Below are 25,510 nucleotides of genomic sequence, written 5' to 3'. Positions count from 1 at the left end.
ACCTCTCTACACCATGTAGTTCATTATTGATTGAGCAATTTCCTCGACATTCACCACTTTATCCGCCAAATTCGCGTTAACGACGGCTTTTGGCATACCATAAACGATGCATGTTTCCTGCGATTCAGCAATCACCTTTACATGACCGGATTCTTTCAGCTTTGCTAAGCCTCGTGCACCGTCTGATCCCATCCCGGTCATGATGACTGCTATCATATTGTAATCCCGGATCGTACTGACTGATTCAAAAAGCACATCGACTGACGGCCTATGGCCATTTCTGGGATCTTCATCCTTCGACAGAATGACGCTGGCCGACTCCTTCGTTTCTGCAATTCTCATATGAAATCCTCCGGGCGCTATGTAAGCCGTGCCATTTTCAAGCTGTTCCCCATGTGCTGCTTCCTTCACTGTAACGTCGCAAAGTGAGTTTAAACGTGTGGCCAAGGACTTCGTGAAGCCGGCAGGCATATGTTGGACAATGAGCACTGGCGCTTGGATGTTCGAAGGCAACTCGGTTAAAACGTGCTGTAATGCCCTCGGTCCCCCGGTTGATGTTCCAATCAAAATGATTTTTTTCTTTTTGTTGTCGATGAAGCGGGATGCGCGATCTCCTTGACCTTGAAAGTTACCTCCCTTGGTTGTGGCCTCTACCTCAATAAACTTTCTACTTGGCCCTGAAGCAAGTGAATGTTGTCTGTCCACAAGTTTAGCGACAGAAACTCCACTGGCGGAGAGCACCTTACGGACAATTTCTTCCTGGATGATATGTAAATCGAGTGAGATTGTTCCCGAAGGCTTCGCGACGAAATCCACGGCACCAAGCTGAATGGCTTTCACTGTTTCCTCTGTACCCTCTTTTGTTGTAGAAGAGAGCATGACGACTGGTAAAGGATATTCAATCATTATTTTCTTCAACGCATCGATTCCATTCATGATCGGCATTTCAACGTCTAACGTGACCACATCAGGATGTAGTTTCTTTATTTTAACGAGGGCATCTTCGCCATTCCTAGCCGTCCCCACGACTTCAAGCTCTTCCGAGGAAGAAAGGAATTCAGTAATCAGCTTTCTCATGAATGCTGAATCATCAACTACCAATACTTTTTTCTTCAATTACCTTACCTCCTGAAAAATAAATTTCTAATATTTTTCAAGAACGAAGACTTCTCTTCTTGATGTTTGAGTTTTTCAGATTGTAGCAGAAAACTGCTTGAAATAGCCTGCAAACTAAGTGAAATCGGTGACCGGGGGAAAGCCTTTATCAATGGGGTCTGCTCGCTCACAGCCCGTCTGACTACCGGGTCTTCCGGCAGGACCCCTAAAGAGACAATCTCTTTATTCAAGAATCTCCTTACGGTTTCCTGAAGCCTTGAGATCGTGACCATCCCTTCGTGTTTATTGATTGCCCGATTACAAATAAGATAAAATTCTTTTCCGTCATCCCTTAAATGGATATATTTCATCATGGAATAGGCATCCGTAATCGAGGTCGGCTCAGGGGTCGTCACCACCAAAATGTCCTCCATCGTCAATAGGAGGTCCAATGTCTCCCTGGTTGCGCCTGCTCCCATATCAAAAATGATGTAATCATACTCCAAGACTAAATAATCGAGAGCTTCATAGAACCGTTCGAGCTGATCTTCCTTCCACTCGACTATGCTTTTCAGTCCATTGCCGCCACCGATATAGGAGATACCATGAACATTGCTACAAATGACGTCCTGTAATTCCAGTTCTTCATTCTCGATATAATCCATTATCGAATACTTATGATGGGTCCCCAACAGCAAATGGATGTTACCCATCCCTATATCCATATCAAATAGCATCACTTTTTTATCGGCTTTTCCCAATAGGATGGAAAGGTTGGTAGATATATTCGACTTCCCGACCCCTCCTTTTCCACTGACGATCCCTATTGTTTTCGCAGGGGTAGTTGAGTCAAGAAGCATTTTTTGTCTCAATTTATACGCTTGATCTTTCATAGTTGAATCCTTTCAGGAGTAATTCACCAATTTTCGCAGCGTTTGCTTCTATTATATCCTCGGGGACATTCTGGCCAGTTGTCACATAGCCGGCACCAGTCCTGGTACGTTCCATGATATTGACCATCGATCCATAGCTCGATGTTTCATCGAGCTTTGTGAAAATATAACGACTGATGTTGATGGATGAAAACTGCTCAATGATTTCTTTCATATCATCCTCTTTGCTCGTTAGGGATAATACAAGGAACGTCTCCATATCACGCTTGAAATCAATGATTCTGTGGAGATCTTTCACATATTTCTCATCCCTGAAATTCCTCCCGGCTGTATCAATGAACACATGATCATAGTCTTTGAATTTATCTACTGCCTTTTTGAAATCTTCAAGCTTATAAACTACTTCCACCGGGACATTCAATAACCCCGCATATGTCTTTAATTGCTCGATGGCTGCAATCCTGTAAGTATCCGTTGTGATGAAGCCGACCTTCATCCGTTTATCAATGACGGCCTCGGCAGCCATTTTTGCAAGGGTGGTTGTTTTCCCTACACCCGTAGGACCAAGCACATTGATGTATTTATTCTTATAACTGACACCGCCCATCGGTAAATCAGCGAGGAATCCAGAAAGAAAGCGTTTCAGTTCGTCAAGGACGGAATCTTCAAGTGCCTGTCCACTTTCATCGAACGAGTCGAAACGTTCTTGAAGATATTCCCCTGCTTGCATAAGGAGCGACTCATGAAGGCCCTGTGCCTGTAAATGAAGCAACGGTTCACGAACGACTGGATGATATTGAATGAATTCATTACTTGCTGTAATGGATGCAATCATACTTTTTAACTGTTTCAGCTCTTCTTGAACGGTTTCACCGTCAGTATCTTTCTTTGCATGATGCTGCATTTTCTTAAAAGATGTATCTTCTGTGATGGGAGGTTGTGCCTTCAAGCGTTTCAGCTCAGCCTTCTCCCGTTCAATCCCTGGATCGGCTGCAGCAATCACTTCCACCATTTTCTTCCTGAACAAACCGAATATCCCGCCTGTATGAGTCACTTTAGAGTTCAGGATCACTGCCTCATCACCAAGGTCGTTTCGAACCTTTTTCATGGCCTCGTTCATCGTTGGCGCCACATATTTTAATACCTTCAATCTACATTCACCACCCCAACACTTTGTACTTCGACGTTTGCTTCTAATTCATTATAGGACAGTATGGGAACTTGCGGAAAATACCTTTCCGTCAACTGCCTTACATACATTCTTACAGCAGGAGAGCATAGGATGATCGGTGATTCCTCCATTAATGATAACTGTTCAATTTGAGAGGCTGTGGATTCCAGCACGCGCTGGGAATCATTTGGATCCATGGACAAATAGTTGCCATGTTCTGTCTGTTGAATGGAATCCGCGATCATCTTTTCAACTTTCCCTGAAACCGTGACCACTTTCAAAGAGGTATTTTCCTGCACATATTGATTGGTAATTTGCCTTGCAAGTGCCTGCCTGACGTATTCTGCAAGCAAGTCTGTATCCGAACTCATCTTGGAGAAATCCGCCAGCGTCTCAAAGATAATCGGAAGGTTGCGAATCGATACATTTTCCCTCAACAGCTTGGCAAGCACCTTCTGAACTTCTCCGACCGATAATGGGTTTGGAGTGACCTCTTCCACCAGGATTGGATAAGTTTCTTGTAGATGATCGATTAATTGTTTTGTTTCCTGTCTCCCCAGTAATTCATATGCGTTGGTCTTGATGACTTCCGTAATATGGGTGGAAACGACTGAAGGAGGATCCACAACCGTGTAGCCGAATATTTCGGCTTGTTCCTTCATGTCTTCGGATATCCACTTGGCAGGAAGCCCGAATGATGGCTCGATGGTATCGATACCTTCAATCGATTCATCCTCTACCCCCGGGCTCATGGCTAGATAATGATCAAGCAAAAGTTCACCACGGGCCATTTCATTCCCTTTTATCTTCAACCGATACTCGTTGGGCTGGAGCTGTATATTGTCCCTGATTCTCACGACAGGGATGACCAACCCTAATTCGATTGCCAGTTGCCTTCTTATCATCACGATACGATCAAGAAGATCCCCTCCCTGATTCGTGTCGGCAAGAGGGATCAACCCATACCCGAACTCGAACTCAATTGGATCGACATTGAGAAGGTTGACCACGCTTTCGGGACTTTTCATTTCATCCGTTTCAACCTCTTCTTCCATTGCGGCAATTTCTGATTCGCTTTCTCCAGGGGTGCGGGAAAGCATATACCCGCCGAAACCGAGTGCAGCAGCGATTGGGATCGTCAGGATATCCTCGATGGGCGTGGCCACTCCTAGCATGAAAATCGTGAAAGCTGCAACATAAAGCATGAAAGGATAAGCTAACAGCTGATTCATGATGTCCTGTCCAAGATTTCCTTCGGAAGCTGCCCGTGTAACAACGATCCCTGTGGCAGTTGAAATCAGTAATGCTGGTATTTGGCTGACGATTCCATCTCCGACCGTAAGCAAAGAGTATTTCGTGGCAGCTTCGGCTATCGGAAGCCCTTGTTGGGTCATCCCGATGATGATGCCAAAGATCAGATTGATCATCACGATGACAATCCCTGCAATGGCGTCACCTTTTACAAACTTAGAAGCACCATCCATGGCTCCATAAAAGTCCGCTTCCCTGCTTATTTTATCTCTTCGATGCCTGGCATCGTGTTCAGAGATCATACCTGCATTCAAGTCTGCGTCTATACTCATCTGTTTTCCCGGCATAGCATCAAGCGTGAACCTGGCTGCAACTTCGGATACACGTTCGGATCCCTTTGTGATGACAATGAATTGAATGACAATCAGGATGACGAACACAACGAGCCCAACTAACACATTCCCCCCGACAACAAATGTTCCAAACGTTTCCACAACGCCCCCTGCTTCTCCTTTACTAAGGATTGATCTCGTTGTGGAAACATTTAGACCGAGTCGAAAGAGCGTGAGCAATAATAACAAAGACGGAAATATTGAAAATTGTAAAGGTTCATTCATATTCATCGACGTTAGGAGTACTAAAAGAGCAAGCGAAATATTAATGATGATCAAAACACTCAACATCCAGGATGGAAACGGGATGATAAGCATCGCAACAATTAATATGACACTGGCTAAAACGGATAAATCTCTTGCTGACATTCTATTTCTCTCCTAACTTTCTTACAGTTTGTTTTTGATCCTGTAGACATATGCCAGTATTTCGGCAACCGCCTTGAAGAATTCCTCAGGAACGGTATCCCCGATTTCAGCAGCATCATAAAGGGATCTTGCAAGTGGACGATTTTCCACCATGATTACTTCATTTTCTTTTGCAATATATTTGATCTTCTGAGCCAGATAATCCACTCCTTTCGCGACAACATAAGGGGCATCCCTCTTGTTTTCATCATATTTCAATGCGATGGCGAAGTGAGTGGGGTTGGTGATGACCACATCAGCCTGCGGTACCTCCTGCATCATCCTGCTCATGGCCATTTCCCGTTGGCGCTGTTTGATCTTGGACTTGATCAAGGGGTCACCTTCAATGTTTTTATGCTCATCTTTCAAATCCTGTTTGGACATCCTGATATTCTTTTCGAAATCGTATTTCTGATAGAGAAAATCGAAAACGGAAAGAAATAATAGAGCCAGAGATGCCACAATGCCCATCTGAACAGCCAGCTTGGACATCGTTACCAGAGAATCTCCGACCGACTTAAATGAGAGACTTAGAACTTCCTCAATATTGGTCCATAAAATGACGAACGTGACAGCACCGATGAATGATATCTTCAATATTGATTTCAACAACTCCACGATGGCTCTGAGGGAAAAGATCCGTTTAAACCCTTTGATTGGATCGATTTTTTCAAGTTTCGGCTGGAGAGGTTCGGTTGTAAACATAACCCCTACCTGAATATAGTTGGACACAAGACCGGCCACCAAAGCAACAAGCATGATCGGTCCAAGCAGCAGCGCAAGTTCTTTCATAAGATCCATGGTTATGACCTGTACAGTGTTTTCCGTTAGCTCCATCAGCATGTATTCCTGAAAGGAGTGACGAAATAAATCAAATACAATCGTACCGATATAAGAGGCACCAAATGTCAAAAATAAAAATACGGCTAACAGGATGATGGCGGTATTAACATCCTGACTTTTGGCAGTCTGCCCTTTCTTCTTGGCATCTTCCCTTTTTTTCGGTGTGGCTTTTTCAGTCTTTTCACCACTGAAGAACTGTAAATCTAATGCTAACCATTGCACGCTACGAGCCTCCAATTAACTTCATTAAATCTCTCATTGACAGGAACATCATTTCGAATAACTGCTGCATCACCTCGAACATGACGCCCATTACGATGAACAAAACCAAGAATGACACGGCTATTTTTATCGGGAATCCAACAACAAAGACATTCAGTTGCGGAACGGTCCTTGCTACAATTCCCAATGCCACATCCACCAGAAACAGAGTGGCTACTACAGGAATGGCCATTTGAAAGGCAATAACAAACATGGAATTAAATGTCTTCACAACATATTCAACGAGCGTACTATTACCGAAAGGAATCCAAGCACTGTCGATCGGCACCAGTTGATAGCTGTAAAAAATCCCATCCATGATGAGATGATGACCGTTCAATGCAAGCAGCAATAAAAGTGAGAATGTATATAGATACTGCCCCATCAACGGGCTCTGAGCACCTGTCTGGGGATCGATGACATTTGCAATGGCGAATCCCATCTGAAAATCGATGAATCCCCCTGCGATTTGGATGGCGGAAACAATCATATATGCTACAAATCCAATCAATAAGCCAACCATCGCTTCTTTCATCACAAGCAGAAAGTATTGGCCATTTATCTCAAACGCTTTCGATTCAACCGTATAATACATCACCCAGGAAAGAACCAATGAAAAGGCAAGGCGATGTTGTGCAGGGATGTTTCGATATGAAAATAATGGCATTGTGACAAAAAATGCTGAAACCCTAACAAATACAAGTAGAAAGACCGATAATACCGGTACAAGGTCTTCCATTCCGTTAACCTACAAACCTTGTTAAGTCAGAAAAGATTTGTGAGGAATACGTGACGATCTTGGTCAGCATCCATGGACCGAAAAAGACGATCCCAATCAAAACTGCAACGATCTTCGGGATAAATGCCAGTGTTTGTTCCTGAATCTGAGTGGTTGCCTGAAAGATACTGACAATCAGCCCCACTACAAGGGCAAGAAGTAAAAGAGGTCCAGAAACGACCAGGGTCACATATATTCCGCGTTCAGCTAAAGCGATCACAGATTCGGCATTCATAAAACTCACCTACTTAAAAACTTTCTAATAAAGATTTAATGACTAAGTACCAGCCGTCTACCAATACAAATAGCAATATTTTAAATGGCAAAGAAATCATGACGGGAGGAAGCATCATCATCCCCATCGACATTAATACGCTCGCTACCACCATATCGATCACGAGGAATGGGATGAAGATCATGAACCCGATCTGAAATGCCGTTTTGATTTCACTTAAAGCAAATGCAGGAACCAGCGAGGTCATCGGGATATCAGAGATGGATTCCGGCCTCTTTGCACCTGAGTAATTTAAGAAAAGCTCTAAATCTTTCTGTCTTGTATGCTTACTCATAAACTCTTTAAAGGGTATGGCCGCTTTATCATAAGCTTCTTCAAGATTGATTTCTTCATTGAACAGTGGCGTCAATGCCTCGTCATTAACCTCTTGGAATGTCGGGGCCATGATGAAGAACGTCAGGAACAGAGAGAGACCGATCAACACTTGGTTAGGCGGCATTTGCTGTGTTGCCAGTGATGTCCTGACAAAGGAAAGGACGATCATGATCCGCGTAAAAGATGTCATCAGGATCAGTATGCTAGGTGCCAGTGAAAGAACCGTAAATAATAATAGCAGTTTTACACTTGTGGAGACGGTATCCGCAGAACTGCCATTAAAGAACTCCATAAATTCATTCATCTGACTTCTTCTCCTTATTCTTTAAATCTTCGAGAAGCCTTTTTCTTCCCTTGCTCATCTCCTCTAGTTGATTTTTAAGGTGTGATTGAAATGAACCGGAAGATGAAACTGATTGTGAACCTTTAATTTTTGTCATCAAAGTCGAGATCCGTTCTTTCGCTGCAACCTGAACCCCATTGTTCCCATCCCCATAATGAGATAGAATCTCTTGCTTTTCTTGTTCGTCCGCAATCTCCTTTAAAAGCTGTATATCTTCACCGACACCCAATACAAGTACCTGGTTACCTACCTTTACTACCTGAACGGATCGGTTCCCTCCAAGTGGCGCCCCGCCTAAATGATTGATCATTTTCGTCTGCTGAAAAGATCTTCCTTTTTGATTGATGAATTTTAATAGGAAATAAATAAGTGCCACCACGAAAATCAAGGCGAAAATCATCTTCACATAGTCAAAGAACGTCACTTCGGGTGTGCCCGCTGTTACGGTATCATCTTTCGATTGATCCGCTTGTCCTTTACTTTCATCATTTGTTTGAGGTTGTTCATACCAATCATTCACGGATTTCATGCTCGCAAGCACTGGCGCATGTCCAGCGCCTACAAGCATTAAAATCATGAATACACTAACGAATAGTTGAAGCTTTTTATTCAATCCATACACCTTCTTAGAAATCTGTTAACTTAATGCTTTTTGGATCGCTTCGATCACACGGTCTGCCTGGAACGGCTTCACGATGAAATCTTTTGCGCCTGCCTGGATGGCATCAATGACCATCGCTTGTTGCCCCATGGCGGAACACATGATGATTTTGGCACCGGGGTCGATGGATTTTATATCCTTAAGTGCTGCAATACCGTCTTTCTCAGGCATTGTGATATCCATCGTGACCAAATCAGGCTGCAATTCTTTATACTTCTCCACTGCTTGTGCTCCGTCTGCTGCTTCACCCACTACCTCAAACCCATTCTTTGTAAGAATGTCCTTGATCATCATTCTCATAAATGCTGCATCATCCACTATTAAAATTTTGTTCGCCATCGACGTCATCCTCCATCTATTAATATATTTATCTAAGTTTATTTAAACGATCACTCGGACTCACGATATCAGTGATTCTGACTCCAAAGTTTTCATCGATTACTACTACTTCACCTTTTGCAATCAATCTGCTGTTCACTAAGATATCCACTGGTTCACCGGCTAACTTGTCAAGTTCGATGATCGAACCGGATGACAATTCAAGGATGTCCTTGACTGAGCGGTTCGTCCTGCCAAGTTCAACCGTCACCTGTAAGGGGATATCAAGAAGCATATCAAGATTCTTGGTTTCCTGCTGGCCCATCGGAGCCGGCTCAAAGCTTGAAAATGATGCTGGTTGCACATTCACTGGCTGCTGTCCAGCATATTGATGTCCTCCATAGTGCTGAGGTGTTGCCTCTGTTTGCTGTGCATTCGATGAAGCCATCGACTGTCTCCCATCAACATGAGTGGGATGATGTTCCTGATGATTGCTGACAGGTACTGATTCAGGCTGCTTTACATCTTCCGGATACGGAACTACTTGTTCTTCTTCCTTCGTTGTATCAGTGCTTCCATTCATTAATTCGTCAACCAAGCTTTTCGCAAAGTTTAACGGAAGCAACTGCATGATGTTTGAATCAATCAGCGTACCGATCTTCAACGAGAAAGAAACCTTCACGAGTAAATCCTGATCTGGAATATTCTCTTGTCCCTCACCTTGTGGGATGTACATTAAATCAACAGATGGCGGAGAAATATCCACTTTCTTGCTAAAAACCGTCGACATCGATGTGGCTGCTGATCCCATCATTTGATTCATGGCTTCCTGGACTGCACTCAGTTGGATTTCACCAAGTTCGCCTGATGGATTCAATCCGTCTCCCCCAAGCATTAAATCTGCGATGATTGATGCATCCGATTGTTTGATGACCAGAAGGTTGGCACCCGAGAATCCTTCCGTATATTGCACTTCTATTGCCACATAAGGATGTGGAAATTCTTCCTCTAAGGAATTTTTATTCACAATGGATACTTTGGGCGTTGTAATTTCAACTTTTTGATTCAGTAAAGTTGACAGTGCTGTTGCGGAACTCCCAAAAGAGATATTACCGATTTCCCCTAAGGCATCCTGCTCCATGGAGCCGATATAATCTTCAATGTTCATCTCATTTAAGGTCTCTTCATCGGGTTCAGCAGAACCTCTCAGAAGAGCATCGATTTCATCTTGTGATAACATGTCATCACTCATCATCATCGTCTCCCCCCTTCATTGAGTCTAAAATTTGTATGGCCATTTTATTGTTGGATTTCCCTGGTTGTGCAATGAATTTAGGAATCTCACCGACCTTGATGATCAGTGGTTCATGGAGTGCTGTATTCAATTGAATGACATCACCTTCATCAAGCATCAGAAAATCTTCAATCGAAATTTCAGAGCTTCCGAGTTCCGCGACAACCGGGACAAATGCTTTTTTAATCCTTTTTTCTAAGTTCTCAGCTTCTTCCGGCTTGATGTCTTTTTTCTTGGACTCCATCCAGTAACTACCTGATAACTTGGGCAGTATCGGCTCGAGCACAACATGAGGAATACAGATATTGATCATTCCGCTTGTTTCCCCGATTGTTGTATTCAAGGAGATGACCACCACGGTTTCATTTGGAGAAACCATTTGAAGGAACTGCGGATTGACTTCAAATTCGGCAAAAACCGGTTCGATATCAACGACCGAGCTCCAAGCTTCCGTTAAGTTCTCGAATGCTCTTTCAAATAATTGAGACATGATGGTCGTCTCAATTTCTGTGAGATTGTCCACTTTGTTGACACTTATTCCCCTCCCGCCCATGACGCGGTCCATCATGGAGTAAGCGATATTAGGGTTGATTTCCATCAGGATCCTACCATCCAACGGGGGAAGTTCATAGACATTCAATATTGTCATCTTGGGTACTGAACGTATGAATTCTTCATACGGTATCTGGTCTGCAGAAGCAACATTAATCTGAACATATGTACGAAGCTGCGCTGAAAAATACGTTGTCAAAATCCTTGCAAAGTTCTCATGAATGCGAGTCAGGCTGCGAATCTGGTCTTTTGAGAACCGCAGGGCCCTTTTGAAATCATAAACTTTTACTTTTCTTTCTTCTTCTTCTTTCTTGAAATCATCCGCACTCATCTCACCTGTATTCAATGCCGACAACAAAGCATCAATTTCACTCTGTGATAATACATCTGCCATTACTTCACCTCCAGCACTTCCCGATTACCTACTGTTATTGAATCATCATAGAGGTGATGTACACTTTTTCCACCATGCCCTCTTGCATCAGGCCATTCACCTTTTCCTTGACCTTGCCTTCAATCAATTCTTTCCCTTTCTTTCCCTGCAGGTCTGCTGCTTTCATTTCCGAAAGCTCTTCAATGATGATGTTATTCACCTGAAAATCTCTTTTCTCCAATTCTTCTTTTGCTTTCTTGCTGTCTGTCTGGATTTTAAAAGAAATACGAATATAATCATTGCTCAATAGATTTGTTGTGATCTCTGGAATATCAACCGATGCTTCAATCACTTCTTCAATGGAAGGAGCCTTTTCTTCCCCTTCGTCATTGAATTTCAAGATGACGACCAAAGCAATGACACCCACAAGTGTGATCGTTACAAGCAAGATAAGCATGATCGTCAAAAATTTGTTCTTCAATCTGCGCTCCCCCCTTTCATCGCAGGATCGAGAAGGTTAACGTTACGAAAGAAAGAGAGGGATCTTTCCGTAACCTGTTCAACCGATTCTTTTACAACATATCGGCGTCCATTCGTTAGTAAAATTGTCGTATCTGGAAATGCCTCGACTGTTTCAATATATAGGGCATTGATGATGAAAGATTTTCCGTTCAACCTTGTTAACGTGATCATTCATTTACAGGGCTGACCATATCTTTTGGGATCTCTCCTCAGGTCAGCCCCCGACCTCCCTTAAATAAAATTATCTCTTTAAGTTAACCAGTTCCTGCAAGATCTCATCCGATGTGGTAATGATCCTTGTGTTTGCCTGGAATCCACGTTGAGCGGTGATCATTTCGGTGAATTCTTCGGATAGATCAACGTTGGACATTTCAAGTGAACCAGCTGCAAGAGTACCTCTGCCTTGCCCAGCTACATTAATATTTGCCGTACCTGAGTTAACAGACTCTTGAAAGGAATTCCCACCCATTTTACTCAACCCAGATGGATTACTAAATTTAGCTAATGCTAAACTACCGAGTGTTCTAATCTGGCCATTTGAATAGACTCCGTTGACTTCACCTAAAGATCCGATGTTGAAACTTTCTAATGCACCCTCTAAATTCCCATCAGGATTTACTAACCCTGTAATTGAGTCTCCGTCTAATTTCAAGTCTTCAACATTTAACTGAACAGCCGTGTTACCATCACTAATGCCTAAGTCTGTTAAGTTCAAAGTAGATGGAGTAGTAAATTCATCATCTGTACTATTATATGGAAGATTGATAGTAACAGGGTTTGTTGTCAAGCTTGGGTCAGCAGTTTGATTTGTGATTGTTAGTTGCCAACCAGTATTTCCTGTATTTGGAGAGTATTGAACGTCAAGCACATGCTCAATTCCATTATTGTCAACTATCTTCATTTGTTGAACGGCACCAGAAGTTCCATTTGTTAATCCAGCAGGATCCGGAAGGCTCCCTGCTAATTTCAAGTTTGATGTTGGTACAGAAGGTAAAGTAGCATTAACATTCACTACGATATCTTTCAATACTCCATTTTCATACTGTTGAACTTTCATTCCATCACTATTAACTAAAGTGCCATTATCATCTAAATAAAAGTTACCCGCTCGTGTGTATGCTTGAACATTTCCCTGTTTAACCACAAAATACCCATCACCACTTATAGCTAAATCTAATGACCTTCCAGTAGTCTGTAGACTTGATTGAGTATGGATTGTGTCTATAGAAGCAATTGTAGAACCCAATCCAACTTGCATAGGGTTTCTTCCTCCACGGTTATCCTGAGCAGCCGAAGCACCAGAGATTGTCTGGTTCATCGTGTCCTTAAACGTTACTCGGCCCTTCTTATACCCATACGTATTGACATTTGCAATGTTGTTTCCGATCACGTCCAGCTTTGTTTGAAAGTTTTTCATTCCACTGATACCCGAATACATTGAACGTAGCATGAATCATTTCCCCTTTCGTAATTGGCTGCTTCTCTCATTCCACAGCATGTAGGCCTCCTGTAAAGGTCCAGCCTATGAATCAATAATGATAGTCCCGTTAATATTGGTGAAAATCTGCGAATTTGCTTCTTGCCTGTCGAGCGCCGTGATGACTGTCTGATTTTTTGCACTGACGATCAAAGCTGCATCCTTCAAGAGTATGAGTGATTCCTTAACCCCTTTTTCTTTTGCTTCACTTACCTTTTCACCGATTGTCTCCCAAACCTGAGGCGGTATCGATATCCCCCTCTGCTCCATCCTTGCGCGGGCATGTTTACTCACCTGAATATCAACCGGACTATTCACTGCTCTTTTCAGTTGATCTGCAAAGGACGTGCCTGTATTTGAATGGCGCCTCCCCATCGGTTTAATAGAAGTTGCCATCGGCTGCTGAGGTAGTCGATGCAAGAATGTTTTATCCATTCAACCGCTCCTTGTCATGACTCAATTTTCATTAAGAGATCGCTCAATACCTTTACACCGGTATCAGTGTGTACATAGATACGTGAATCCTTAGTCGACACAGATTGGACAATACCACTCTGCTCTCCATCTCCTTCTTGATCTTCCCAAGTCACTTTTTTCCCGATTAACATCGATGCATTTACCAAGGAAATACCAGAATCTTTGTTTTCATTTACTTGTGAAATGTTGCCTGGTTCCAGAATTGTTCCATCTTCCAGGATGAACTCAACACGATCCGATTTAAAACGGATCCCGCTGACCATCCCTTGACCTTCTACAATCTCTGGCGTATCACCGGATTCTGCAATTTTATGCCATGTCACTTGTTTTCCAACGAATTGGTTATAAGAAATCATTTGGGCTTGATTTTGATTGTCAACGAATGTCTCCATTGTTTTGGTTAGATTGGTCATCTGCTCCAATGATGAAAAAGTAGCCATTTGAGCAATGAAGTCTTTATCCTGCATCGGATTCATTGGATCCTGATTCTGAAGTTGCGTCATCAGGATTTTCAAAAAATCATCTTTACCTAAGATGTCCTTACCCCCTTCACGGTTCTTGGACTGTAAGGTCGAATAGAGTAAAGTAGGATCTATTTTGGTCATTCCGGTACATCTCCCTCTGGATTCATGAAATATTCCCTAAAGGATGTCGGAACATCCCCCTCATCATCTTTAGAGCTTTCTTGATGACGATGTTCAGGTTGATCATTGGATTGTTGTTGTGATTGACCTTTGTTCTGCCGATCCGGATCGGATATCGCCTGTGAGACCTCAATCTTATCAACTTGAATGTTCTGAGCATTGAATGCATGCTTCAAGCCTTGAAGCTGTGAATCGATTAATTCCTTGGCAGTGGATGTCGCAGCCAGAATCTTCGCAGTCATGACGCCATTTTGCTGCAGCAATTCGATACGCAGCGAGCCTAACTGTTCAGGGTACAACTTGATCAACAACTTACTCATGTTGGGTTGGGTCTGCATTTGGGATTTACCCAGAATTTTTTGCAGTTCTTTGACAAATTGTTCAGTTCTAAGATGACCATCATCAACAGCTAAATTGATTGAAAATGATTCTGTTCTTGGTAACGTAAATTGTTGAGCCCCCAATATGGTCTGCAAGGGTTTTGATCCTTCTGAAGGCTTCATTTCAGCTGGAGCTTCCGGTTGTGTCCCTCGGTAGTATGCTGCCCTGACAATTCCATCCCATTTGGGTGCTTTATCAGTGACGGCGGTCATTGTCATCTCCGTTTTATGTAGAAGATCTTTCAACTCAAAGACCTTCTGAGCTTCCTTATGATGCATGTCTATTTGATTGGAGAGTAAATCAATCACTTTAGAAATTTTCAATAGATCTTTAAATTGTTTTAAGTGCTCAGATGGTAAGGTTCTTTTCCAAAGTCTTTCTTGCATTAGATGTATCATCACTCCCAGTGTATCAAGCGATGGTTCGTTTTTCCCTTTGTCCGATTCTTCCATTGTTAGTTTGGAACTCTGAGTCGTTAGCTCATTGTCAAGGTTCGGAATCTGAGTGGTGAGCTCCTTGTCAAGGTTCGGAATCTGAATCGTTAGCTCATTATGGAGGTCTATGATTTCAGAAAGGTCAATCCCCATTATCTCAGCAATCTCCTCCAGGTCTAACGCATCGATCTCCTGAAGTGCATTTATTGCTTCTTCCGAAAGACCCAACCCCTCAAGGTCCACGGCATTTAAAAGAAGCATTAAATCCCCGGAAACAGAAGTCCCGCCACTTTCTGTTACAGGAACATCTGGATTTCCGCTGCCGATGCTCCCCAATAAATGAAGTGAAAATGACGGATTAGAAGAATTACTCTGAGAAGAACCTGTCTGGCCCATCCCCTTTGGTTGAATGGTTTTTATTGATCCAATGTCCATTCCTTCACCTCCTCCCCCCGATTAAAATTATTGGTCATCCGCGGATAATAACCCCGTTAAACGCGCTGCATCTTCAGGCGGCATTTTCTCCAATATATCGGCAAGTTGATCGGGTTTGATATTGGATAAAATCTTGACTGCATCTTGACTTTCCATTTTCAGAAGAACCGGTGCAGCACTTTTTGCCGACATTGATTCAAATGTACTGACCACTTCTTTAAATGCACGTTTATTTTCCTCACCGATCTGCCTTAACTCTTCCATTTCGAGCTTCTGCTGATCAATCGTAGCCTGTAACTTTTCATTCTCTTCCTGGCTCGCATCCATTTCATTCTGAAGCTGAGAGATAGTACTTTCCTTATCTTCAATCGAAGCTTGCAAAGATGTTATTCGACTTTGAAGCTGCTCTTGCTCTTGCTTATGATCACTTGGCAGTACCTTTGCAACAATCGGGATGGACTGTGCTTTTTCGAAAACATTAATCCCCGCCACCGTCATGACGATCAACGCGATGGTGATGGCAAACAACAAGGGGATGAAGATAACGAATACAATCCACTGCAGCCGGCTGCCTGACTCTGTTTCTTTCCCTTCCAGTCCTTTTGGCACACTATCACCTAATCCCACGATTCATATATTGAACAACTGAAACTTCGTCCAATTGTTTACTCTCTGCTTCTTTGATTGTTTTTTGAAACAAGAGGAGATCTTTTTCTTTGATTTTTTCGTATTTTTTGACCTCAACATTCATATCAACAAGTTTTTCTTCATACCAGTTCATCCGATTTCGAGCCTGGATGACCAAGTCCTGATAATATGCAATCGTTTTGTCTAGATTGGAAATGAAATGTTGATGGTGCCTGATATCCTGCACCGAAAGTCCATTCATGATCTTGTCGGCCTGATAGCGCTCCAAGTCTTCCTTTTTCTTAAGAGACTCGTAGAGCTTTTCTGCGACTTTTTCAAATTTTGAGATTGCCCCTTTATACTGCTCGTTAACCTCATCTTTCTCTTTTTCCTTCAAGGTTAGGATCCGTTCAAACCGATACTGATAACTCATTGTCACACATCACCTTTTTCTGCTAACTGTATGAGTTGTAGAATGCTATCATCTTGGGTGATTTGCTCATAAACCCCTTGCTTCAATAAAGAAATGATCAGGGGATAATAAGCGATAGCCTCATCAATATCCTTAGATGAGCCCTTCTTGTAAGCTCCAATCTGAATGAGGTCTTCGGAATTGATATACGTACTCAGTAATTCCCTGATTCTCACAGCCGCTTCCAGATGTCTTTGTGATGCGAGATGGTTCATTAAACGACTGACGCTTTTCAATATATTGATAGCGGGGTATTGGCCTCTATTGGCGATATCTCGATCTAAAACAATATGACCATCCAGTATTCCCCTGACTGTATCGGATATTGGTTCATTCAGGTCATCACCATCGACCAGCACCGTATAAAAGGCGGTGATGCTGCCCTTCACATTTGTTCCCGTCCGTTCTAGGAGCTTTGGCAATATCGCAAATACGGAAGGTGTATATCCTTTCGTAGTAGGAGGTTCTCCAATAGCCAGTCCTATTTCCCGTTGAGCCATGGCTACCCGTGTGGCGGAGTCCATCATGAGCATGACATCCATCCCTTTATCACGGAAATATTCTGCAATCGCCGTTGCAGTGAAGGCACCCTTGATCCTCATAAGTGCAGGCTGATCTGAAGTGGCGGCTACTACGATCGTCTTCTTTAAGCCTTCCTCCCCCAAATCCCGTTCAATGAATTCCCTGACTTCACGGCCCCTTTCCCCTATCAAGGCAATGACATTCAAGTCGGCTTTCGTATTTCTGGCGATCATTCCAAGAAGCGTACTTTTACCGACACCGCTTCCTGCAAAAATCCCGACGCGCTGACCCTTCCCTACCGTCAGCATTCCGTCGATCGCCTTGACCCCGACTTCCATCGGTTCATCAATCGGCGGCCTGGATAATGGATTGGGTGGTTCCTGGTCCGTATAAACCGAAGCTAGACCGTTTGGAAGGATACTGCCGTCCAATGGATTACCCAATGAATCCACCACCTTTCCAATCAAGGAAGGGCCAATCTTCACCTCAAGCGGCTTTGAAGTCGCTTCGACCAAGCTTCCAGGCGAAATATCCTGCATATTTGAGTACGGCATAAGCAGGACGAGTTCACCATTGAACCCCACCACTTCAGCCGGGATGGTTTTTAAATGTCCCCTGCTTTGAATGTGGATATGACAGACCTCACCAACTGAGCTTGCAGGCCCTTGAGACTCGATCATCAGTCCGACGGCCCGTTTTACTTTTCCATATTTCTTGAATGTAGGAACTTTGGGGATTCTTGTGATCAGGTCCTTCGCCTTCATCCTTCTTCCCCTTTCAAGGCATCGAGCAGGCCTTGTTTTAATTCCTTAAGCTGGGAATCGTAACCCACGATGACCCTTCCCTGATTGGTTTCTATGTAGCATTCATCTTGTTGCAGATCGTCATTTGCATAAATGAAGCACTGTACATGCCCTGGGAACAGGGCTTCAATCTCTTGTTTATTGTCTATTAATAGTTGGAACTTTGATGGATGACAATGGATTTGCACTTCCGGTAACGTCCTTACTTCCTTTAAGCCTTGTCGGATGATGGAGAGGAACGTCTCGGGATGCTCGGAAACCTGCTGTCCGATGATCTTCTCTGCACTGGCAATGGCCAAGGATAGGATGACTTCTTCGGCATTTTCCAAGTAAGCATAATACTCCTGTTTATTGGTTTCGACGATTTCTTCCGCTTCCTTTATACGCTGAAGATAATCCTGGTACCCTTTTTTCATACCTTCTTCTTCACCTTGCTGGAATCCGGCATTGTACGCCTCTTGAAAGTGACGTTCCCGTTGCTGCAACCACTCGTCCTTTTCCTGTTGTATTTGATTTTGGACGATGCGCTGCTCTTCGTATGCTTGCATCACGATTTCATCGGCTGTTTCTTGAGCTTCTGCGAGCAGCTTATCGATTTCCTTTTGATGAACCCTTTTTTGATCGCTGATGGCCTCTTTAGGTTGGGGATAGTCCAATGTCAAGGTATGGACATGCTTCAATTCAACGACTCGATCTGTTGAACGAGCCATTGATGATTTAATGATCCTAGACAATGATATCGTCTCCTCCACCTCGGGCGATGATAATTTCCCCGCCTTCTTCCAACCTTCTGATGATTGCCACGATCCTTGACTGTGCTTCTTCTACATCACGGAGTCTGACAGGCCCCATGAACTCCATTTCTTCCTTCAATGTCTCTACCATGCGATTGGACATGTTCTTGAATACGATCTCCTTGACTTCATCACTGGATACCTTAAGCGAAAGGAGGAGATCTTCATTATCACAATCCCTGATGACTCTTTGAATCGAACGGCCGTCAAGCGTCACGATATCTTCAAAGACAAACATTCTTTTCTTGATTTCCTCTGCTAATTCAGGATCTTGTATTTCCAAGGCGTCCAAAATCGTTTTCTCAGTGGATCTGTCAACACCGTTCAGAACTTCGACCACTGCCTCGACACCGCCTGTTTGGGTATAATCCTGGGTTACGGTCGCAGAAAGCTTTCTTTCAAGGATGGCTTCAACTTCACTGATCACTTCCGGAGATGTCCCATCCATTACGGCAATCCTTCTCGCGATGTCCGCCTGAACCTCCTGAGGGAGTTCCGATAAAATCTGTCCGGACTGCTGAGGATCTAAGTAAGACAAAATAAGGGCGATCGTTTGAGGATGCTCATTTTGAATGAAATTCAAAATTTGGCCTGCATCCGCCTTCCTGGCAAAATCAAAGGGCCTGACCTGTAATGAAGATGTCAAGCGGTTGATGATGGCCGTCGCTTGATCCGAACCAAGGGCCTTTTCGAGGACCGTCTTCGCATAACCAATACCACCTTGGGAAATATAATCCTGTGCAAGGGCAATATTATGAAACTCTTCCACGATTTCTTCCTTCGCTTCTGTTTCTACCCTTCTAACACCTGATATTTCTAAAGTAAGCTTCTCTATTTCTTCCTCTGAGAGGTGCTTATATACCGAAGCGGAAACATCCGGTCCGAGTGAAATCAGGAGGATGGCCGCTTTTTGTTTGCCTGATAATCCTTTTTCTCTTCTTACCATGTACACATCCTCCTACTCATCAGCTAACCAAGTTCGAAGCAGCTTGGCGAACTCTTCCGGCCTTTCCTTCGCCATCTTCTCAAGCTGTTTTCTTCGAATGGTTCCTTCCGTTTCTTCTTTTGGTTCTATTTCAGGTATTTCTGCAGGGATGCGTTCTTCCTCTATAAGCAGTTCTTCTTCCTTCTTCTTTCGAGACCTTATTAAAAAGAAGAAGAGTAATAGAATGATAACGAGTAGCACTCCTCCAACTGCATAGATCCACCATGGAAGTGCCGTTTTTGGTTCCTCGTCGAATTCCATTTTCCCATTGAATTTCTGAACCGAGACGACCACCTTGTCCTCAATTGCTTCATCGGTCAGCTCAGGCACTTCTTCTTTATCAATTGAAGTGCGTACGATGGTCGATAAGATTTTCTGAATATCTTCAATACGGTCCGGCGGAAGTGAATTTTCGTCATCTGCGCTTGGAGGTTCGACCATTACCTGGATTCCAAGATCTCGGATTTTATATGGACTGTCCACGATTTCGGAACGTATACGGTTCACTTCGTTATTGATCGTTTCTTCTATCCGTTCATAATCGCCATTCGACCCTGTTCCTTCTTGATATGAGTCCAGGGTGTCATCGGCATCTTCCCCTGAGGGAACCCCTCCTGGACCCGCTCCCTCACCAGAGAACGTCTCCGTGATCCGCTGTGCGCTTACGGCGATCCCTTCCATATTTTCTTCATCAACTGGTTTGACTTCGTTTACTTCGCTTTTTTTCTGGGTAAAATCAATATCAGTTGTGACAGAAACAACCACTTTATTGAAGCCCATCAAGGTACCGAGCATGTTCTGGACCTGTCGTTGGAGATCGCGCTCGATTTCTTTCTTGACGTCCATTTGCTGAGCGATATTCCCGCTTCCTCCAGAATTATTTTGAGATTCTAAATCGAAATACTCAAAATATTGATTCATGATGACGATATTCTCTGTAGGGAGGTTCGGGACGCTTTTTGAAACGAGATGATAAAGTGACTTGATCTGGCGTTGATCCATATTGAAGCCTGGATTTGTATTCAATACGATCGAAGCGGTTGCTTTCTCTACATCATCATTAAGAAAAACCTGCTCCTGTGGTAGATTGATCATGACTTTTGCATCTTTTACACCATCTATTCCTTTGATCAACTCAACCAATTCTGTTTGCATGGCGTCAAGCTTCATCACGTTAAATTCATTATCGGTCATCCCGAACCCAGCATTTTTGCTGAAGAATGAATAATCGATACTGCCTGAGTTTGGAATCCCTTCAGCGGCTAGCTCAACTTTTAACGTATCCACCTGTTCAGCTGGTACAAGGATTGCCGTCCCACCCTCGGTTATCTCAGATGGTACTCCCCTACCGTCAAGGTTTTCCTTTATGGTACCTGTTTCAGAAGGAGATAGATTTTTATAAAGCGGGGCCATCGATGTTCTTGTTGAAAAAAAGACGGCGATGCTGATCAGCAGTATGACAGACAGCAATATGGCACCCATCGAGATTTTTTGCTTTTTTGTTCTGCTTGTCCAATAGGACTTTATTTGTTCTGTATAATTCTTAAGCGATTCATTCATTACAATCCTCCGGTACTCGACTGCATGCAGCTATTACATTGGCATTCTCATTATTTCTTGATAAGCTTCCACTACTTTATTTCGGACTTCAATCGTGGTTTGGAGAGTGATGCTGGCTTTTTGCGAAGCAATCATGACTTGGTGAAGATCAACGTCTTCACCACGCACCAATTTTTCAGTCATTTGGTCAGATTGGACTTGCGAACGGTTTACCTCATCAATTGATTTCTTGAGTAATTCAGCAAAGCTCCCGGTGCCATCTGAAGGTGAAATTTCTTTTTTTTCTAAAGACGGACTTAAAACGGACGGGTTCACCGAACTTATACTATGAATGGCCATAATTCTCTCCCTCCTTATTTACCAATTTCCAAAGATTTCATTAAGATTGATTTATTTGCATTGAAAACCGTGACATTTGCTTCATATGAGCGTGTTGCAGAAATCAGGTCTACCATTTCCCTCAATGGATCTACATTAGGGAGTAATACATATCCATCTTCATTTGCATCAGGATGTTCTGGGTCATAAGCCATTTTAAATGGAGTCTTCTCGTCTTCTTTGATCCTCGTGACATTGACACCCTGGCCGACTGAATTCTGATCGCTTTTATTTACAGCAGTCTGCAAGAAGGATGAAAAGCCCGCTTCTTTAGATTGCATCACAACCGATTTTCTTCGGTATGGTTCCCATTCACCATTCTCATTCACGGTGGCCCTCGTAGTATCTGCGTTCGCCATATTGGAAGATATGACGTCCATTCTTAACCTCTGCGCCGTCAGTGCAGAGGAAGTAGTATTCAAACTAGTAAAGATCGACACTATTATTTACCTCCTCTAATAACGGACTGCAAGGAATTGAACTTTCCGCTCATTCGATCCGAAAGCGCATTGAAATATATTTGATTAGATGCCATTTCGGACATTTCACGATCCAGATCGACTCCATTGCCGTTATGATTATATTGATACGCATTTTTTGTCCACAAAGCTGTATGACCACTAGAAGAACGGATTGTAATATGCCTCGGATCCGTTCGCTTACCTTCGAATCCAGTCATTGAATTTTGTAAAACAGTTTTAAATTCTACCTTCTTCGCTTTATAGTTTGGCGTATCAACATTTGCGATATTTTGGGAGATGGCCTTCTGTTTCATAGAGGAATAATTCAGTCCTTGTTCAATAGCCGTGAATGTATTGGAAAAAAGTTTCATAAAGAACACCTCTATCCATTAATTTAGTAAGATACGGATTGTTTTACAAAAATATCTACTATTCGTCCTTATTGTAATATTTAGGCTCCATAGTGTCTATGAATATTCAGTATTTTTTACCGAAAAACGTCGAAAAATGAAGAAATCATGACTATAAGCCTAATATTACCCCTTAATTTGGAAGTAAATAAACAGGATTTTTACTATAATGTTTCAATTATATTTTCATCACATTACAAGCTTTTACAATACTAAGTGTAACAACGCACTTTCATTTCCTCTAGCTGAATATTTTACCAATTTTATCAGGGAGATTTGTCGATTATTTGATTGAAGTATGTGCAATGTATGTTTAACGTCATATTTGTAATGCTGTCGAAAAAAGTCGTAATAAACATGTAACAACTTCATTTTACTATCCATATTCTAGAAGGCAAGTCTGACCATGTATACCTTTCTAGTTCTTTATGCTTATTTGTCTTCACAACGGTGATTATCAGCAGTTGAAGCATATCTGCGTCAAGTGGACATAAAAAAATCCGTCAGACCCTTAAGGGTCTGACGGATTAATATTTATAGCATCGCTCTAGCTATTAGTTAGTTCGTGCGAAGCTTCTCAAGTTCAAGGAGAAATTTATTGTTCAATACTTTGATGTATGTCCCCTTCATGCCAAGGGAGCGAGATTCGATTACGCCTGCACTCTCCAATTTACGAAGCGCGTTTACGATGACGGAACGGGTGATTCCAACACGGTCCGCAATTTTGGAAGCAACCAATAAACCTTCGTTTCCATTTAACTCTTCGAAAATATGTTCAATCGCTTCAAGCTCACTGTAGGACAGGGAGCTGATTGCCATTTGAACGACAGCTTTACTTCTAGCTTCCACTTCGATCTCTTCAGCTTTCTCACGAAGGATTTCCATGCCTACTACGGTTGCACCATATTCAGCGAGAATCAAATCGTCATCTTCAAAGCTTGCTTGTAAACGGGCAAGAATTAACGTACCAAGGCGTTCACCACCACCTATGATCGGAACAATGGTTGTTAAACCATTCTTGAATAACTCCCTATTTTCTACAGGGAATGCAGTATATTCACTTTCCACATCAAGGTTCGGAGATGTTTCCTGGATATTGAACAGATTTTGAGTATACTCTTCAGGGAATTGACGGTCTTCAAGCATCTGTTTCATTCTTTCATTCTCAATTTGCTGGTTGATCGCAAATCCTAATAATTTACCTCGGCGACTAACGACGAATACGTTCGATTCTATAACACCGCTTAGTGTTTCAGACATTTCCTTGAAATTCACGGGTTTTCCCGCAGCCTTTTGGAGCATGGCATTAATCGTTCTTGTTTTAGCTAATAAATTCATTTTCATTTCCTCCTAGTACAACTAAAGTGTATCTATTGTTATATTTGTTTTATAAGTAGTAATCATATTACCCCGTCTTGCATCACGGGAAACTTATAGGATGAATTGACTTAAATCCTTATCCTTCGAGATCGCACCCAGTTTATCATCAACATACTTCGGGGTGATTTGAATCGTTTCCAGCGTAATATCAGGAGCTTCAAACGATAAGTCCTCCAGAAGTTTTTCCATGATTGTGTGGAGCCTCCTGGCACCGATGTTATCCGTGTCCTGGTTGACCTCATAAGCAATTTCTGCCAACCTACGAATAGCATCGTCAGAAAATTCAATTTGTATACCTTCTGTTTCCATTAAAGCAATATATTGTTTAACAATGGCATTGTCAGGTTCAATCAATATCCGGACAAAGTCTTCAGTGGTAAGCTTTTGGAGCTCTACCCGGATTGGAAAGCGTCCCTGTAGTTCAGGGATGAGATCGGACGGTTTGGACATGTGAAATGCCCCTGCCCCGATGAAGAGGATATAATCCGTCTTGACAGAACCATACTTCGTGACTACGGTTGAGCCTTCGACAATCGGTAGGATATCACGCTGTACCCCTTCCCTTGATACATCTGCAGAAGATTGGCCCGACCCTTTACTTGCAATCTTGTCTATTTCATCTATGAAGATGATCCCCGACTGCTCCGCCCTGACAATTGCCTCCTGGGTCACTTCATCCATGTCAATCAGCTTCTGTGCCTCTTCATTCGTAAGGACACCCCTTGCTTCCTTGACCTTGAGTTTTCTTTTTTTCTTTTTCTTGGGCATGAATCCGCTGAGGGCATCCTGCATATTCATCCCCATTTGTTCCATGCCGGACCCTTGTAACATGTCAAACATGGAAGCTTGCTGCTCTTCCACTTCAATGGTGATGAACTCCTCTTCCAACTCTCCATTGGAGAGTCTTTGCTCAGCCCTTTTACGCTGTTCCCTTAGAGTGAGCTCTTCCTGTTTTTCTTCGTCGACATCATTGTTCTGGCCGGTCCCATTGCCTCCGAATATCATTTCGAACGGGTTTTTATAAGAGGATGCCTTCTTTTTGGACGGAACGATCAGTTCAACGAGACGTTTATCGGCATTTTCAGCAGCACGTTCCCGCACACCCACCATTTTTTCTTCTTTGACGAGCCTGACGGAGGTTTCGACAAGATCCCTTACCATTGACTCTACATCGCGTCCCACATACCCAACTTCTGTGAACTTCGTAGCTTCAACTTTGACAAACGGCGCCCTAACCAATTTAGCGATCCTTCTTGCAATCTCAGTCTTACCTACTCCAGTAGGACCAAGCATTAGGATATTCTTTGGGATCACTTCATCCTTCAAGCCATCCGGAAGCATGCTGCGACGGTAACGATTCCTCAGGGCTACCGCGACGGCTCTTTTTGCATCCTTCTGTCCTACTATATATTGGTCCAATCGTTCAACGATCTGTCTCGGCGTTAATTGCTCAGCGTTTTTTTTCATGTGGCACACTCCCATCTTTTGTATAGTGTGAGAAAATC

29 protein-coding genes are annotated in these 25,510 nt (G+C 42.9%); all 29 read right to left on the bottom strand.

The annotated features are described in order from the left end of the window. Positions 1-6: 6 nt before the first annotated feature. Positions 7-1,077 carry a protein-glutamate methylesterase/protein-glutamine glutaminase gene (locus LCM10_RS00930; protein WP_412103369.1) on the bottom strand — a complete coding sequence of 357 codons (1,071 nt, stop codon included), beginning with the start codon at positions 1,075-1,077 and terminating at the stop codon, positions 7-9. Between the two features lie 44 nt (positions 1,078-1,121). After that, a complete protein-coding gene (locus LCM10_RS00925) occupies positions 1,122-1,988 on the bottom strand; it encodes a MinD/ParA family protein (protein ID WP_224873954.1) in 867 nt (288 codons plus the stop codon). After that, entirely contained in the window at positions 1,969-3,138 is a 1,170-nt protein-coding gene (gene flhF, locus LCM10_RS00920) for a flagellar biosynthesis protein FlhF (protein ID WP_224873953.1), read from the bottom strand. The genes LCM10_RS00925 and flhF overlap by 20 nt, the downstream gene beginning before the upstream one ends. After that, positions 3,135-5,171 (bottom strand): flagellar biosynthesis protein FlhA, encoded by a 2,037-nt coding sequence (gene flhA / locus LCM10_RS00915; RefSeq protein ID WP_224873952.1) that lies wholly within the window; start codon positions 5,169-5,171, stop codon positions 3,135-3,137. Before flhA ends, flhF begins: the two co-directional genes overlap by 4 nt. 21 nt (positions 5,172-5,192) lie before the next feature. Beyond that, positions 5,193-6,275, bottom strand: coding sequence for a flagellar biosynthesis protein FlhB (gene flhB / locus LCM10_RS00910; RefSeq protein WP_224873951.1), 1,083 nt, complete (start codon positions 6,273-6,275; stop codon positions 5,193-5,195). A 1-nt stretch (position 6,276) separates the two neighbouring features. Next, positions 6,277-7,053, bottom strand: a complete 777-nt coding sequence (gene fliR, locus LCM10_RS00905; RefSeq protein ID WP_224873950.1) for a flagellar biosynthetic protein FliR — start codon at positions 7,051-7,053, stop codon at positions 6,277-6,279. Positions 7,054-7,057: 4 nt separating this feature from the next. Then, positions 7,058-7,327 (bottom strand): flagellar biosynthesis protein FliQ, encoded by a 270-nt coding sequence (fliQ, locus tag LCM10_RS00900; RefSeq protein ID WP_224873949.1) that lies wholly within the window; start codon positions 7,325-7,327, stop codon positions 7,058-7,060. Positions 7,328-7,340: 13 nt separating this feature from the next. After that, positions 7,341-8,006, bottom strand: a complete 666-nt coding sequence (gene fliP / locus LCM10_RS00895; RefSeq protein WP_224873948.1) for a flagellar type III secretion system pore protein FliP — start codon at positions 8,004-8,006, stop codon at positions 7,341-7,343. After that, a complete protein-coding gene (locus LCM10_RS00890) occupies positions 7,999-8,658 on the bottom strand; it encodes a flagellar biosynthetic protein FliO (RefSeq protein WP_224873947.1) in 660 nt (219 codons plus the stop codon). The genes fliP and LCM10_RS00890 overlap by 8 nt, the downstream gene beginning before the upstream one ends. A gap of 24 nt (positions 8,659-8,682) precedes the next feature. Then, entirely contained in the window at positions 8,683-9,045 is a 363-nt protein-coding gene (locus LCM10_RS00885) for a response regulator (RefSeq protein WP_224873946.1), read from the bottom strand. A gap of 28 nt (positions 9,046-9,073) precedes the next feature. Beyond that, complete coding sequence (gene fliY, locus LCM10_RS00880) at positions 9,074-10,279, bottom strand: flagellar motor switch phosphatase FliY (protein ID WP_224875559.1); 1,206 nt, start codon at positions 10,277-10,279, stop codon at positions 9,074-9,076. Next, positions 10,269-11,264, bottom strand: a complete 996-nt coding sequence (fliM, locus tag LCM10_RS00875; RefSeq protein WP_224873945.1) for a flagellar motor switch protein FliM — start codon at positions 11,262-11,264, stop codon at positions 10,269-10,271. Before fliM ends, fliY begins: the two co-directional genes overlap by 11 nt. 34 nt (positions 11,265-11,298) lie before the next feature. Next, positions 11,299-11,724 carry a flagellar basal body-associated protein FliL gene (gene fliL, locus LCM10_RS00870; RefSeq protein WP_224873944.1) on the bottom strand — a complete coding sequence of 142 codons (426 nt, stop codon included), beginning with the start codon at positions 11,722-11,724 and terminating at the stop codon, positions 11,299-11,301. After that, the gene (locus tag LCM10_RS00865) at positions 11,721-11,936 is read right to left on the bottom strand and encodes a flagellar FlbD family protein (RefSeq protein WP_224873943.1); all 216 of its coding nucleotides are present in this window, start codon (positions 11,934-11,936) and stop codon (positions 11,721-11,723) included. The genes fliL and LCM10_RS00865 overlap by 4 nt, the downstream gene beginning before the upstream one ends. 70 nt (positions 11,937-12,006) lie before the next feature. Continuing rightward, on the bottom strand, positions 12,007-13,215 hold the full coding sequence (locus LCM10_RS00860) for a flagellar hook protein FlgE (protein ID WP_224873942.1): 1,209 nt from the start codon (positions 13,213-13,215) through the stop codon (positions 12,007-12,009). A 72-nt stretch (positions 13,216-13,287) separates the two neighbouring features. Beyond that, entirely contained in the window at positions 13,288-13,677 is a 390-nt protein-coding gene (locus LCM10_RS00855; protein ID WP_224873941.1) for a TIGR02530 family flagellar biosynthesis protein, read from the bottom strand. A 14-nt stretch (positions 13,678-13,691) separates the two neighbouring features. Next, positions 13,692-14,324: a flagellar hook assembly protein FlgD gene (flgD, locus tag LCM10_RS00850; RefSeq protein WP_224873940.1), complete on the bottom strand. Its 633-nt coding sequence runs from the start codon at positions 14,322-14,324 to the stop codon at positions 13,692-13,694. Further along, positions 14,321-15,613, bottom strand: a complete 1,293-nt coding sequence (locus LCM10_RS00845; protein ID WP_224873939.1) for a flagellar hook-length control protein FliK — start codon at positions 15,611-15,613, stop codon at positions 14,321-14,323. Before LCM10_RS00845 ends, flgD begins: the two co-directional genes overlap by 4 nt. A gap of 27 nt (positions 15,614-15,640) precedes the next feature. After that, complete coding sequence (locus tag LCM10_RS00840; RefSeq protein WP_224873938.1) at positions 15,641-16,222, bottom strand: MotE family protein; 582 nt, start codon at positions 16,220-16,222, stop codon at positions 15,641-15,643. Positions 16,223-16,226: 4 nt separating this feature from the next. Further along, complete coding sequence (gene fliJ, locus LCM10_RS00835) at positions 16,227-16,673, bottom strand: flagellar export protein FliJ (RefSeq protein WP_224873937.1); 447 nt, start codon at positions 16,671-16,673, stop codon at positions 16,227-16,229. Between the two features lie 2 nt (positions 16,674-16,675). Continuing rightward, complete coding sequence (gene fliI, locus LCM10_RS00830) at positions 16,676-17,998, bottom strand: flagellar protein export ATPase FliI (protein ID WP_224873936.1); 1,323 nt, start codon at positions 17,996-17,998, stop codon at positions 16,676-16,678. After that, positions 17,995-18,771, bottom strand: a complete 777-nt coding sequence (gene fliH / locus LCM10_RS00825) for a flagellar assembly protein FliH (protein WP_224873935.1) — start codon at positions 18,769-18,771, stop codon at positions 17,995-17,997. Before fliH ends, fliI begins: the two co-directional genes overlap by 4 nt. Continuing rightward, positions 18,764-19,777, bottom strand: a complete 1,014-nt coding sequence (fliG, locus tag LCM10_RS00820; protein ID WP_224873934.1) for a flagellar motor switch protein FliG — start codon at positions 19,775-19,777, stop codon at positions 18,764-18,766. The genes fliH and fliG overlap by 8 nt, the downstream gene beginning before the upstream one ends. Before the next feature lie 12 nt (positions 19,778-19,789). After that, positions 19,790-21,376: a flagellar basal-body MS-ring/collar protein FliF gene (gene fliF / locus LCM10_RS00815; protein WP_224873933.1), complete on the bottom strand. Its 1,587-nt coding sequence runs from the start codon at positions 21,374-21,376 to the stop codon at positions 19,790-19,792. A 33-nt stretch (positions 21,377-21,409) separates the two neighbouring features. Further along, on the bottom strand, positions 21,410-21,715 hold the full coding sequence (fliE, locus tag LCM10_RS00810; RefSeq protein ID WP_224873932.1) for a flagellar hook-basal body complex protein FliE: 306 nt from the start codon (positions 21,713-21,715) through the stop codon (positions 21,410-21,412). A 14-nt stretch (positions 21,716-21,729) separates the two neighbouring features. After that, on the bottom strand, positions 21,730-22,194 hold the full coding sequence (flgC, locus tag LCM10_RS00805; RefSeq protein WP_224873931.1) for a flagellar basal body rod protein FlgC: 465 nt from the start codon (positions 22,192-22,194) through the stop codon (positions 21,730-21,732). A gap of 2 nt (positions 22,195-22,196) precedes the next feature. After that, positions 22,197-22,586: a flagellar basal body rod protein FlgB gene (gene flgB, locus LCM10_RS00800; protein WP_224873930.1), complete on the bottom strand. Its 390-nt coding sequence runs from the start codon at positions 22,584-22,586 to the stop codon at positions 22,197-22,199. A 597-nt stretch (positions 22,587-23,183) separates the two neighbouring features. After that, a complete protein-coding gene (gene codY / locus LCM10_RS00795; RefSeq protein WP_224873929.1) occupies positions 23,184-23,963 on the bottom strand; it encodes a GTP-sensing pleiotropic transcriptional regulator CodY in 780 nt (259 codons plus the stop codon). Between the two features lie 93 nt (positions 23,964-24,056). Next, the gene (gene hslU / locus LCM10_RS00790) at positions 24,057-25,472 is read right to left on the bottom strand and encodes an HslU--HslV peptidase ATPase subunit (protein WP_224873928.1); all 1,416 of its coding nucleotides are present in this window, start codon (positions 25,470-25,472) and stop codon (positions 24,057-24,059) included. Positions 25,473-25,510: the final 38 nt, after the last annotated feature.

Origin of the sequence: Rossellomorea aquimaris, from assembly GCF_020171925.1 — a bacterium.
GTDB lineage: Bacteria > Bacillota > Bacilli > Bacillales > Bacillaceae_B > Rossellomorea > Rossellomorea aquimaris_F.
The sequence above is the reverse complement of the archived record's forward strand: the minus strand, read 5'-3'. Positions and strand labels throughout refer to the sequence as shown.